Raw genomic sequence first — 12,913 nt, forward strand, 5'->3', positions numbered from 1 at the left:
TATTATTCATCGAATACTACTCAACAAAAGGTCCATCTCACTTCATTCTTGGCGAGACAGTTTCGTCAGTAAATGGAGTTCCGAAGTGACTCTATTGGCGTGTCAAGCCTGGGCTGCCAGAATTAAATTGGAGACGCTGCACTGCGGGGATCTATCCCGTCGCGTTTGAAGCGGCACTAGCTAAAGCTCTATACATACTCATAATGGGAGAGTTAAACAGTAGTTCTCAACCTCGGGCGCCAGTGAGATGATCTGTTCTCGACGCTCTAATTCACGGCGACGTGTCTCAATTCGCTCTTCGAGCTGTTCAAGACGCTCCTGTTGGCCTCTGATCGCGATGTCCATATCCGATCCGGCGTCGGCTTTACGCTCGTACTCGTCGATGAAGGACTCGATCCGTTCTCGTTCCGCCTGTGCGTACTCCTCAAGGTTCTCCAGCTCTTGATCGGTCTCCTCGTGGCGCTTCTCCTGAAGATGGTTCTTGATCTCGTTGACCCGCACGCTCACATACCGATCGGCAGCGGTCCGTAAATCGGATTGAGCGTCGAGAACTATCCGAAGGTCGTCGACGTCGGGCTTTGCTGCTACCGAGTCACCCTCGACAACACGTTCACCGAGCGCCTGCTGAGCGTCCTCTTGCGCAGCATCCACGAAGACGGGAATGGTCTCCTCGCGAATCACGTCGCCGATGCCGTCCTCGAACGCCACGCGATAGTTGTAGGTGATACCCGGCGTATCGACGAACGGAAGCAGTTTGAGTCCGACCTCACCGCGCTCGTCCTCCAACACGCGTGCCATGAGCCGTTGCAGGACGTCCGTGTCGGGGGCGAGGTAGGTGATGTCCTCGTGATCCATCGCGAAGTCGCGGTCGAACGTGAATGGGCCGAACGTCGAATCTTGGCCGGGCGCATTAATCCCGTCCGGCAACTCAGCCTGATAGAGATTGGTGCCGCGCTTCTCGAATTCGCCTCCGAAGGCTTCGACTGCTCGCTCGAAGAACTCGCGAATGTCGCCCTCGCTCCCGTAGACATCCTCTGACTCGTCGACGACCTCCTGAATCTGCCGGCGACTCTCGGCATCGAACGTGCTCGTATCGACGAGGCTTCGCTCGTACCACTCCTCGAGCGTTCGCTGACGCTCCTCGATCATCTCCTCCAGTTCCTCTTTGGTCGCACTCGGCGGTTCGTCGTTCTCGATGGACTCCATGATGAGCGAGTCCACGTCGATGTCGTCGAGGATGCCCAGCACGTCTGCCGTGTTCCCGAGTTGGGAGCGAATCTCCTCGACCTTGGTTTGCAGCATTTCGAAGATCTCGCTCTCGCGAGTGTTGTCGAAGAGGAAGTTCCAGACCTTGACCTCCTCCTCCTGCCCGTAGCGGTGGATGCGCCCGATCCGCTGCTCGAGCCGATTCGGGTTCCACGGAAGCTCGTAGTTGGCCATGATGTGGCAGCTGTGCTGGAGGTCGATCCCCTCACTCGCTGCGTCGGTCGCGAACAGGAGCCGCGACTGGCCGTGATTGAACTCGTCTTCGATCCGCGCTCGTTCCTCCTTATCCACGTCCCCGTGAATCACGAGAATCTCGTCAGCCCACGGCTCATCCTGTACGAATTCGAGGAGGTAGTCGAGCGTATCTCGGTACTCCGTGAATAGCAGGAGTTTCTCGTTCGGTTGCTCCTCGAGGAGTTGGGAGATGAACCGCCTGACCTTCTGGGCCTTGGAGTCGACCGGCAAATCCTCCGCCAGCGAGACGAGATCGCGGAGGGTATCGATCTCCTCTTGGAGCTGTTCGTCAGTGCTGGTGACAGTCAGGCCGGCGACCTCGTCTTCCGCGTGTTGCTTGTCGTCCTCGTCTAAATCCTCGCCGTCGAGGTAGGCCCGCGCTTCCTCGGAAAGACCATCCGTTTCCGCCTCCTCGTCAAGGAGATCGTCCAGTCGTCGACGGAGTGTCGCGTGAATCGCGCCGACGCTGCTCACCAGCCGTTTCTGCATGAGCGCCATCGCGAACCCGACCGCGGGTTCGTTCAGCTTCTCCGAGCGATTGTAGACGTTTTTGACGTAGTCGGTGACCGCCCGGTAGAACTGCCGCTCGTCGTGCGTCATCGAGACCGAGACCGAGTTGACCTCCCGGTCTGGGAAGACGCGTTCACCATCTTCGTCGTAGATGTCGGTCTTCCCGCGACGAATCATTACGCGGTCGACTGTCTCCTGAGAGAGTTCCCGGTTCTCGCCGACGAGGAACGGGTCGATATACTCGACCAGTGAGCGGAATGCTTCGCCCTTCCCGTCGTGCGGCGTCGCGCTGAGAAGCAGCAGCGAGTCGGAGTTCCCCGTGATGGTATCAACCATGTTTGCCGTCTTGCTGGGCGAGTCGCCCCGCTTTGCGGCCTTGTGTGCCTCGTCGACCACGACGACGTCCCAGAACGCGTCCTGGAGTGCGGGCTGGAACTCGTCCTGTCGCAGGAACGCCATGCTGGTGACGAGCTGTTGCTGGTCTTGGTTCCAGATGTTGGCCTCTTCCCCGAGCCGTCGGCGCTCACCTTCGACCCATGCCCGGTCTGCGACGGTGAGATCGACGTCGAAGAAGCGATCCATATCCCGAATCCACTTTTTCTGGAGATGAGCGGGAACGACGAATAGGACGCGGTCGGCGCGATTCCGGGCGGCGAGTTCCTTGAGGATGAGTCCGGCCTCTATCGTTTTCCCGAGGCCGACGTCGTCGCCGATAAGCGCCCGCTGCCGGAGCTTCTGCATCACCCAATTCACGGCTTCGAGCTGGTAGGGCTCCAGTCGAACGAGCGAGTTCGAGATGCTCAGGAGTTGCCCCTGTTCGTGGGCGAGCTTGAGTTTCGTCGCCTGTGTGTGGAGGTCGAACCACTGCGCCGAGACCGCGTCGTGGTCTGGATGAAGATCATCGATTCGGTGGTTGGACAGCTCCTCGATTCCAGATCGATGGGGTTGAATCTCGACATCGTCGAGACAGACCGTCTTAGCGCCCTCGCCGTCGATGTATGCTCTTAGGTACTCGATCTCTCCGACCGTTTGGGTTTTGATGACTTCAGCCGGCGCTCCATTGAGAATCACCCGCTGCCCCGGAGAGAACTGGGTAGAGTTTGTCATCGAGTGATGTCTGTGTCAAGACCGCACGCCGTCTTCAAGATTGTCAGTCCGCGCATTATCGAGCCTCCGTTGCGGCGAACGACCGTAGGGTACGTTCGATCTCCGACTCAACGTATTCGATTTCTGCACTGTAGGCATCTACGATGTCGGCGTAGTACTGCGGTATCTGTCCAGCCAGTTCCCGACTTTCAAACTCCTCGGTGTACGTCTCCAGAATGGAACCCGCGGCGGCTTCGTTGACCAACGTCCGTTCCTCGTTCTCGATGAATTGCGTGAGAACTAGCTTCATTACCGAATCTGGAACGTCGAAGGCACGCTCGGCCGGGAGTATCGACTCGAACAGTCTTCCGCCGAGGTACGGTACGTCGCTGAACATCTCTGGAAGTTCGGCGTCGCGCTGCTGTTTTGGAGTCGAAAGCGCATCGTAGAACAACGGCTGGAGGTATTGAGAGTAGAAGCTACCCCGGAATCGATTGAGCCCCTGATTATGTTCGCTCCACTGAGAGTGGAGCGCGACGCGGTTGAGGATACCGCGATCTGCCAGCAGTTTCACGAAGGCGAGTCGATCAACGAGTAGTGTCGCGAAGGCCAGTTTCTCCGACTTTGAGGCGTCTGGCGGCTGCTCGATTGCGTCAACCAGAGCAGCATCCAGATGCTTGTATTCACCGCCGCCGGTAGTCACCTCCAAGTAGAGGTCGTAAAATTCGGTCAGTCCGCCGATAGCTCGCCGGATACCGTAGTGGTTGAACGTCTGGTAGAAGTCTCCCAACACTCCTTCGACGGTGCCGTTTTCCTGCAGCTCTTCGGTGTAACTGACTAATCCTTGATTACGGGCGATCCGCCGTACCGCTGGTGCGATATTCTGCTCTTCGACGACGGTGACGAGGTCTGCTCGACCGCGTTCACCCGTTTCGACAGCGTACATTCCCCATCGGAATCCGTCAGTCGAAAGCCCGTACTCGTATCGGCGTGAGTCGAGGTAGCCCTCGATGTCACCCTGCGCGGTTTCGAAGTTGTTGACCGATTTGTTCTCTCCGATAACAGTATCAGAGAGATTGTCGATACGGAAATCCGGCTGCTCATCGCTATCACCGACGGGATAGTACGGTCTTGGTGTGTATTCGTAGCCGAGCGTCTCCAGAATCGGCCAGATGAGAGCATCTTCGACACACCGCTCGGGTGTTTGGCCGAGATTCTTGCTCTGAAGTGTGCCGTCTGCCTCGACGATCTCACTGAGCCGCGGCTCGTCCATCTGATCGTCGAGCGTCGTCAGAAAGTCGATGATGTAACTCCGAATAGCGGTGGTCGCTTCTTCTATTTCCTGTGATGACATAGATGCGAAGTTCGTGAGAGATTAGCCCTGCGTGATGCTGATAAAGTCAAGCACGAACTCCTGTGGTAGAAGTCCGCCGTGGTAAAACCGCGCGTCACCGAGGCCTTGCTTTCTGAACCTTTTGAGTGGGCTCGCAAGGACGCTGACGTTGGCGTCGAGGTACCCCAGTCGGGAACTGGAGTCAAGTAGCACGCCGGGCGAATCCTCGTCCACATCCTCCCCGGCGATCCATCGGCGCCCGGAGTCGGAGGCTTCCGTCGGCCGCGAGATCTTCTCCGGCGACGCGTTGTCCGGGAGCAGGACGAACCCGTGGTCGGTCAGCACGTAGGCCTGATCCCACTCGCCCTGTTTGAGTTTCGTGCCGATGAACTCCGCGAGCGAGTCGACGCGTCGCGCCAGCATCGCCTCGAGGTCGCTGAGTTCCTTCTCGCCGATGTCGTCGATGTCGTTCTTGAAGTAGGCGACACGCGTCGACTGCCAGCCGTCGTCCTCCTCCTCGCGAGTGACTGTCCAGCCGTCGCTGCCCAACAGCGACTCGCGGCGGTTGGTCGTCACCCGACGGTTGTTTCGCAGCGGCTGTAACTCGCCATCGACCAGCGAGACGTCGAACATCTGGATCTCTCCCGGCGTGAGTGCAGCCTTCCCGAACTCGGTCTCCGAGGGAAGCGTTCCGAGCCAGACATCTTCGTCGATGGCGAACTCGGGAGCATCGGACGGGAGCGTCGACACGTAGTCACGCAATTCGTCCGCGAGGCGACGAGCGAGGTCAAGCCGAAGGGCGTCGATGACGAACAGCGCAATAGTCTGGCCGCTTTCGAGGCCGTCTGATTCCTTCGTGAAGAACTGGTAGGAGTGATCCTCGTCGACGAACGGAGCGCCAGCTTCGACGGTATCGGTGACGAGGTCGCCGAGGTCTTCGAGGTACTCGACGTATTCTGACTGGAGCTGCGTCCGGAGGTCATCAAGCGCAGCGGTCGCGGGATGATCGTCGGGAAGGTCGGTCTCGGGCTCTCCGGCGACGACGAGGTTGAGCACCGCGTTGTCGATCTGCCATGTGCCGTCGTCCGGGTCGGCGTACAGCGAGACGACGTCGTCGGTGGCGTTCTCGTCCCACGTTTCGAGCTGGTGCGCGAGGCGAGCGATCTCTGCGGCCTGCTCCCACGTCCGCGTCCACGGGCTGTCCGGGCCGTAGGCTCCGCGGTAGGTGCCGCGGAAGTCCTCGCTCCCGAGCAGAGCGTCGTGCCGCTCCTCGGCGCGCTCGAGACACGTCTCGTAATCGCCAGCGTCGAAGGACGCGTGCCACTCCTCCCAGAGGCGACGTTCGAGCGCGGCGTCGACGATACAGTCCGCGAGTTCCCACGGGTCGTCGACGTCCGCGACGACGTCGGGCCAGATCGCCTCGCCGAGGTAACGGTCGGCAAGGAGGCTGGCCGAGGTGGTGTTGTTTAGAAGCGACTTGATCTCGGGGAGGTCGTGATCGCCAGCCGTCTCGGCGCGGAACTCCCTCGGGAAGCGTTCGGCGTCGGCGCCGGCGTGGATCAGCCACTCGGCGACGGCCCATCGACGCGTCGCCGCGACGATCCCTACGGGTTCGTCCTCGCTGGCGACCGCGTCGACGCCCTCGCTGGTCAGCAAGTCCTGCATCTGCTCGATAGTGTCGGGGCTGTCGTCGATGTCTCCCCAGCCGTTTTCCAGCACGAACGCGACGGGATCGGTGTAGCCGCCGGTGACGATCTGCGTGCGGAGCTGTTCGAGCGTCGGGAGCTGTCCGCCGGTGAGCTGGTCGTGGAGGATCCGCGCGATCTCGCGGCGCTTTGCGGGATCATCCGCCTGCGTCGCGGTTTTCAGCTCCCACGCATCGAGTTGCCCGCGCTCGAACGCGTGGACGGTGAGGTCTTCGATGCTCATCTCCACCTCGCCACCCGTGTGCTCGACGTCGCGGAACCAGTCGTAGTCGCCCTCGGCGTCTTCGGGTTCCTTGACGTGTGGGACGTACCAGACCTGCTCGCCGTCGGCTGGATCGGAACGAAGTTCCAGCGGCGTCTCCTCGGCGACCTTCAGGTGAACGCCGAGTTCGTTACAGGCCTGCTCGATGATGTCCTCGAGGTAGTTCCCGTCGTCCCACCAGAGAACGATCGGGTCGGACGACTCGGCTCGGTCAAACTCGCTACGGATGGTATCTTTCGCGGCGTCGGGGAGGGTCTGTTTAGCTTGCATAGTCAGTTGGTAAGGAGACCGTCGAGATACTCTTCTACCGGTGCGTTGGTGTAGTCAAGGTAGGCTGCTATCGAGATAGTTGAAACAACAACGAGCAACGTCGCCCCCATAGCGTAGACATTCATGCGTGACTCTGGAACGTCCGAATTGAAAAATTGCATTGTAATGATGAGTGTAACCCATCCGATGCCAGCTACAATTAGCCAGTAACCAGTCAGCTTCTCCGCAAACCGCTCGGGGAAATCATACAGCACGACTGGAATGCCGATGAAGAACATCGGGCCAAGAAATCCCCACATCACGACGGAGTCCCAACTCAGTACGCCGAGGTAACCGAAAAAGTACGAGACAGGGTAGGTGATCGGGAATAGCGATGCTCCGAAGAGCATCGAAAGAATCGCTTTCCCGATCGGAAATTCGACTTCGTTGCTCATCGTTCCTACTTACAGCACCTTGTCCTCGACGACCTCCGGGACGATGTCCTTCTCCGCGAGCGGCATGATGTTGATCGCGACGCCGTGCTTGTGGACTGGCTGGTAGCCGGTAGTCGTCACCTCTGAGAGCGCCCGATCTTCCCAATCGTTGGGGATGTCTGCAGCGACCTCGTCGCAATCGTCAGAAATCTCCTCGGCCAGTTGCGTGTACTCGTCAACGTCGGCGGCGAGTTCCGAGAGAAGCCGCTGACGTTCAGAGACACCGGCATCTCCGATCTGCGCCTGTCCGGCGTCCTCGAACTGGTCGAAGTAGTACGTCATGAACAGAATCCCGTTGCTCGCGTAGTGGGAGGAGCCGACGAGATCGTCGTAGTACTCGAAGAGGTCATAGAGATGAGCCTCGACGGGTTCGGAACCGTCCTCGGCGTAGGCCTCGAAGGCAGCCTGTAGGTCGTCGAGCGCGTCGATCCACTCGTCTTTGTTCTCCTGTACAGTCTCGTAGAACGAGGGGCTGAACAGGTCTTCCATATCCACGTCCTCCAGATCGGCGAGCGTTTCGAGGGTGTCAAGCCGTGACGCTGTCCGCTCCCGGAACTCCCCGACGCGTTCGGCTGCCTCGGCGGCGCGCTCCTGATTCTCTTCGGGCCACTCGCGAGGGTTGGATTCGGCAAGTTCGCCCAGCTGTTCTTCAAACACGCTGAGCTGTTCGAGGCCGCTCTCGCACCGTTCGTACTCCTCGGCGGCGTCGGCGCGTTCGGAGGCCGAGAGCGATTCGTCGTTACGGCGACTGTTTGCCGCCGCCCTTCGTTCCCGGAGGTGCGTCCGTCGCGGCTCGAGGTACTGGTTCTGCAGGCGGTCGAAGATACTCGCGTCTAACTGGTGGTAGTCGACAAGGCAACCGAAGCCCTCTCCCTCTGGGTCGGAGACGAGTCGTTCGGTCGAGAAGCGCCAGAGGATCGGCGTCCGATCGAACTTCGAGACGTGGTACTCGAACAGGTCATCTTCGAGCCACGCGCGGAGGTTCGGATATGCCTCATCGCTCGCACTCCGGTTTCCAAGCACCTCGTCGACCTCTGCGAGGCGGTCAGTTGCGTGTTCGCCCCAGACGCGTTCGAACTCGGCCTCGATGTTGGTTAGGAGATCGTCCTTACCATCGATTTTAGAGAGGGGAATGATGCCGTCATCGGTGCCGTCGATGGCTTGAAGCGTGAAGTGTAGAAGGAGGTCTTTGACCTGCTCGGGGAAGTCTTCTGAAGGCTCCGTAACGGTATCAGGATCATAGTCCTCCTGTTCGCGAGGATCCTCGATCGTTCTAAGAGCGATCTCTTGAAGTATTGTTTCGCGCTGTTCATCAGTAATACCGAAGCACTCGAACACAGCATCGTCGATGTCGTCGGCGCAGGATTGGAGGTCTTGTTCGACCTGCTCCAAGTGTTTAGCGGCGGCAATGCCGACCTCCCTGAGGGAGGCTGTCGTGGACACCGTTTGTGAAGGGTTATCGACCGAAAGCTCACTCCGAAGTTCACGGTGAGGGTGATCGTACTGAGATAGTGGATCATTCACACCGAGTACGTCAAGCAAGACAGGCCCATCGTAGTAGGGGGAAACGAAGTCGTACTGACGTTTCGAGATGAGCTGACCAACAGCTTCCCGTGAGAGTTTCTCTAGTTCGTCAATATCCTCAAGCTCATTACGCCACGGTACTTTCGAAACGAATCCGACCTCCCACATCCGCTCAGAGGTTTGTGTAAGCATTAGATAGGTGAAGAGGTGACTGTTGGTGTAGGAGAGAGCGTTCCAAGTAGCCCTCTTCGGAATCAGGACTGAGCCCTTGTGACCGAAGATTGATTCTTCGTGGAGGTATCCGAATCTGCGGCCACTTCTCTTCGCGACCGTGTAGGTCAGAGATTCTGTAAAGTAGCTATCCTCGTTACGTGGGTATGATCCCCCGTATCTTTTCACCTCTTGTCCTGCTGCGCCCCAAAGTAGAGTTCGTTTAGTCCTTGGCAGTAGCCAAGAATCAGCACCTCCCTTAGCAAAGGGTACCCAGTCGGAAGAATGGAAGTCCTCCCAGAAACGGTGCGTAAACCTGCCATCGTTGCCTGTCTGAAGGCCTACCTTAGCTGAACCAAGACTTTCCGCATCTACGTCTCCATTTTCTGCATCGAGGACAACCGCTGAATCGTAGAGGGAGCGTAGCTCCTTCGGAACCCAGTATGATAGTGGTGTGCCCGGGACAGTATCGAATTCGCGCAGGTCGCGGTAGTAAAAACGCTGAATTCCACTGTATTCGCTATCGAAAGATGCCTGAATAAATGTCGATTCCTTTTCGCCCTTCTCTACATCCGGCAATCGAATGAAAGTCCCTGATTGGCCGCTTTTGGTCTCGGATCTAACAACAGTTCCTACTGTCCCAACGGTTGCATTGTCAAGAATGTCGTAACCAAACTCAGAGAAGAAGTCGAAGGCTCCACGTCCCCCGATGAAGTCTTCTCGGAAGTCTTGGAAGGACTTGTTGAACATGAACGACCACGGAACGAGCATACCTGTCCGCCCATCGGTCTTCGCCAGCCTATCACAAGCTTCGAAGAAGTTGATGTAATATTCAGTAGTGTATTTGTAGCTCTCGCTTTCCCGGATATATTCCTGAACGTTATCCGGCATCCGTCCTCCCGAGCCATACGGAGGATTCATCAGCGCCACATCGTACTCTTGGCTCAGCACTACCAATAGATTCAGGAAGCTTCTGAGGTTCTGTTCGCCAAACGAATCAGACGAACGTTCGTCAACTGCCTGTCGTAGTGCTTTCAGGAATGAGTTCAGAGACTGGTGTGTTCCATCACCCCAATCCGAGAGGCCCGTCTGCCCACTCTCGAACACCTCCTCGAGCGTCCCACTTACGTCGAGCAGGCTCCCGAGGGCTTCTGTGTGCTGGAACGTATCGATGATCTCGCTCAGCGCCTCGCGCAGATCAGTCCCCTCTCCAGTGATCTCGTCCAGCACTTCTGCGCCTTCCTCGACCTCTGCCACGCGAGCGTCCGCACAGACGATGTCGACGTTGGGCATCTCGAACTGGCCGTCTTCCTCCTCGGCACGCGTCCGGGCCTTCAGATACAGATTGAACGCCGAGAGCTGACACGAGCGCAGGTCGATGTCGACGCCGTAGAGGTTGTGTTTGAGGATTTTCGCGGGGATCTCCGCTCGGTCGAGCCCGTCTTCTTCTTCCCACCAAATTCGCTCCAGCACGTCGAACGCATAGAGGAGGAAGTGCCCGCTTCCACAGGCTGGATCGATGACTCGCAGTTCTGAAGGATGGTCGAACTCAGGTGCGTCGCCAGCCTCTTCGTCTGGGATAAGGTACGTACAGAGTTCGGGAACGGTCGGGCTGTCCTCCGGCGTGACTAAGCGTTCCTTGCGCTCCTCGGGGCTGAGCGCTTCCGGCTCCGGTACTGCCGACTCCTGTCCTTTGGCTTCGAGATAGAGCTTCCCGAGAGAGTTGTCGGTGAGCATCCGGACGACCCAGTGGGGCGTGTAGAACTGGTTCGCCGGCCCCACGTCTTCCGGTTCGAGCGTGTTCTTCGCGTCGAGCGCTTCGACGACAGGACGGTTGTAGTACTCGTACACCCAGCCCAGTACGTCGTCCCCTCGCCAGACCTCGTCGGAGACCTTGTCGAGCATTCCGCAAAGATCTTCGAACGTGTCGTCGTCGGGGTCGATCAGGCTGTAGACGGTCGAGCGGTCGAAGAGAATCTCGATTTCCTCAGCGAGGTCGTCACATGCGTTCCGATAGGCTTCGAGGACGGCCTCCTCCTCGAGCATGAACTCCTCCGTAACCAGCCGGTCGGCAGCCGGCGTGAGGCCGTCGTCGCGAAAAGCCGTGACCTCGTCGTCGATGAAGTCCCGAACCTCCATACAGCGGAGCGCTGCCAGCCGATTGACGATCGTGTAGCCGACACCCGTGATGTACTGCTCGTGGGCTTCGTCCCAACTGTGACCATCGGCGGCTTCGAGTTCGATAGCCTCGACGAGGTCTTCCTGCTCTTCGCTCAGGGACGCGTCGTCGTCCGGCCTCTCGTCAAGGTCGTACTCGTCCTCAAGCTGGTAGCGAACGTTCGCCTCGACGCGGTCGCGCATCTCGGTGACGACGTCCTCAAGATGCTCGCGCTCTTCCTTGTCGAGCTGGGCCTTGCGGGGCTGGGTAGATTGTTCGTCCATGCGAGAGTCAGTGATGTTACAAGCAGAGCCATTGAGGTGTCTTGAAGATTGTCCATATACTCTGGGACGGCGGTAGGGTCAGAACTCGAAAATGAGCCGACAGGGGTATCCCTCCACGGAGCATTTATACCCAAATGTCAAATCTGGTGTATGGTTGGTGAGTTTGCCGGCCCTCGGAAGATTCGATACTTCCTGTATCTGCTGTTGATAGCTGTCTTCGGAGCCGTGATCTCGAAGATACTCGCGGACTTCTACGGGATCGAGTTTCTCGAACCAATCTTCTGGTGGTTCGTAGAGAACCCGATGGCGCTTTTTGAGCTTGCAGGGTTCTTCTCGATTATCGCGCTGATGCTTATTATGGGGATTAAAGCTCTGGAACTGGCCGATAATCGCGGATTCTAACTGCCACAGTACTGCATTCTAAGCATGTTCCGTGAACAGAAGGCCGACACAGCGAAAGCCGACCCAGTGCTGGGTCAAGATTCGAAAAGAGTGGAGCTGCGCCGTCTGCTGCCCTCTCTCACTCAGTAGTCTTGTCGAGTATCTCCCGAGCCTGTGATTCAAGCGCGTCGAAATCGATCTCCTGATCCGGCTTACAGGTGATTCTCACTCCGCTTCGACCACTTCCTCGCATATCCTGCTTAACCGCAACCGATTCAGCATCGATTCCGAGTACGTCCGCAATCTCCGCAGCGTCCAGCGAAGCCGTATTGACGTCGTACAGGTCGATGTGGAACAGCGTCCGCTTCGTCCGGATCGCGATACGACGTTTTCGTCCCTTGTTGAACGCGACGTAGTGCTTCTGCCCCCACTCCGGCCCATTGAGGAACTCCAGTTCCTGCAGTGCGGCTGTAACGTCTTCCAGCAGATCGGCTGTTTCCTCGTTTGAACGCTCGTTGAGGTGCCAACTCTGTCCGTCTTCCTTCCACGGTTCGTCAGAGGTGTCCGGACTCACGTCCGTCACGGTGTGCTCCGGCGTCGGGATCGTCTGCTCTGCATCGAGATACAGCCGGTCGCCATCCTTCAGGAGCTGGAACTCGATGACGGAGATGTCGATCGATCTGTCGCTGAGCCACCGGAGTACGATGTCCAGCCGCTCGCGGACGGATTCTCCGACGAAGACGATTCGCTGATCCTGATTGAGCGTGTAGTCCTCGTTGCAGAACTCGTCGAGTACCTCGGTAAACGTGGTTTCCTCCTCGTAGAGCGTCCGACCCCATGACGTCGACTTGAACTTCTCGAACTGGTCGCGGAGCTTGGAGTAATCCCAGTGCGAGGTGTAGGCGGCGTACTTTAGTCCCTGAAAATCGACCTTCGGCTTCAATGCGCCTCGTTTGAGTTCGATGGCGACAACGTTGGCGTCTCGGTCAATGGCGAGAAGATCGATGCCATCCCCAATTTGCTTCACAGAAACTTCCCGTCCAACAAGTCGAAAGTCCTCTCCGAGGATGCTCTCGGGACTATTGATAATCCACTCGCGGAGGTCATCCTCACGAAACCCCTCTTCCTTCAGGGAGACCGTTTCTAACGTGGAAACATCTTCCTTGTCCCCGACTCTAAGCATGTTGTCGAGATAGAGTCACAGACGCATGATAAT

General features: G+C 58.0%; 7 protein-coding genes. 1 reads left to right on the forward strand and 6 read right to left on the reverse strand.

The genetic code is table 11. From position 1 onward, the window contains the following. Window positions 1-198: 198 nt before the first annotated feature. The 5 genes from AVZ66_RS14270 to pglX are packed head-to-tail and all read right to left on the reverse strand — an operon-like array spanning window position 199 to window position 11,316. On the reverse strand, window positions 199-3,117 hold the full coding sequence (locus tag AVZ66_RS14270; RefSeq protein WP_058984831.1) for a helicase-related protein: 2,919 nt from the start codon (window positions 3,115-3,117) through the stop codon (window positions 199-201). 55 nt (window positions 3,118-3,172) lie between these two features. Beyond that, entirely contained in the window at window positions 3,173-4,450 is a 1,278-nt protein-coding gene (locus tag AVZ66_RS14275) for a hypothetical protein (protein WP_058984832.1), read from the reverse strand. 21 nt (window positions 4,451-4,471) lie between these two features. After that, window positions 4,472-6,667, reverse strand: coding sequence for a BREX-5 system phosphatase PglZ (gene pglZ, locus AVZ66_RS14280; protein ID WP_058984833.1), 2,196 nt, complete (start codon window positions 6,665-6,667; stop codon window positions 4,472-4,474). A 2-nt stretch (window positions 6,668-6,669) separates the two neighbouring features. After that, entirely contained in the window at window positions 6,670-7,101 is a 432-nt protein-coding gene (locus tag AVZ66_RS14285; protein WP_058984834.1) for a hypothetical protein, read from the reverse strand. Between the two features lie 9 nt (window positions 7,102-7,110). Further along, entirely contained in the window at window positions 7,111-11,316 is a 4,206-nt protein-coding gene (gene pglX / locus AVZ66_RS14290) for a BREX-5 system adenine-specific DNA-methyltransferase PglX (protein WP_058984835.1), read from the reverse strand. Window positions 11,317-11,466: 150 nt separating this feature from the next. On the opposite strand from pglX, the gene AVZ66_RS14295 reads away from it, so the two are divergent. Further along, on the forward strand, window positions 11,467-11,718 hold the full coding sequence (locus AVZ66_RS14295) for a hypothetical protein (RefSeq protein ID WP_058984836.1): 252 nt from the start codon (window positions 11,467-11,469) through the stop codon (window positions 11,716-11,718). A 118-nt stretch (window positions 11,719-11,836) separates the two neighbouring features. On the opposite strand, the gene AVZ66_RS14300 is transcribed toward AVZ66_RS14295, so the two are convergent. Then, window positions 11,837-12,880 carry an endonuclease NucS domain-containing protein gene (locus tag AVZ66_RS14300; protein ID WP_058984837.1) on the reverse strand — a complete coding sequence of 348 codons (1,044 nt, stop codon included), beginning with the start codon at window positions 12,878-12,880 and terminating at the stop codon, window positions 11,837-11,839. Between the last annotated feature and the right edge of the window lie 33 nt (window positions 12,881-12,913).

The organism is Halobacterium sp. CBA1132, assembly GCF_001485535.1.
In the GTDB taxonomy this organism is placed as follows: Archaea; Halobacteriota; Halobacteria; order Halobacteriales; family Halobacteriaceae; genus Halobacterium.

What these genes read in the sequence shown, in the direction of transcription:
- AVZ66_RS14270 (WP_058984831.1), bottom strand. Translation starts at nt 3,117, where the DNA reads ATGACAAACTCTACCCAGTTCTCTCCGGGGCAGCGGGTGATTCTCAAT.
- AVZ66_RS14275 (WP_058984832.1), bottom strand. Translation starts at nt 4,450, where the DNA reads ATGTCATCACAGGAAATAGAAGAAGCGACCACCGCTATTCGGAGTTAC.
- pglZ (WP_058984833.1), bottom strand. Translation starts at nt 6,667, where the DNA reads ATGCAAGCTAAACAGACCCTCCCCGACGCCGCGAAAGATACCATCCGT.
- AVZ66_RS14285 (WP_058984834.1), bottom strand. Translation starts at nt 7,101, where the DNA reads ATGAGCAACGAAGTCGAATTTCCGATCGGGAAAGCGATTCTTTCGATG.
- pglX (WP_058984835.1), bottom strand. Translation starts at nt 11,316, where the DNA reads ATGGACGAACAATCTACCCAGCCCCGCAAGGCCCAGCTCGACAAGGAA.
- AVZ66_RS14295 (WP_058984836.1), top strand. Translation starts at nt 11,467, where the DNA reads ATGGTTGGTGAGTTTGCCGGCCCTCGGAAGATTCGATACTTCCTGTAT.
- AVZ66_RS14300 (WP_058984837.1), bottom strand. Translation starts at nt 12,880, where the DNA reads ATGCTTAGAGTCGGGGACAAGGAAGATGTTTCCACGTTAGAAACGGTC.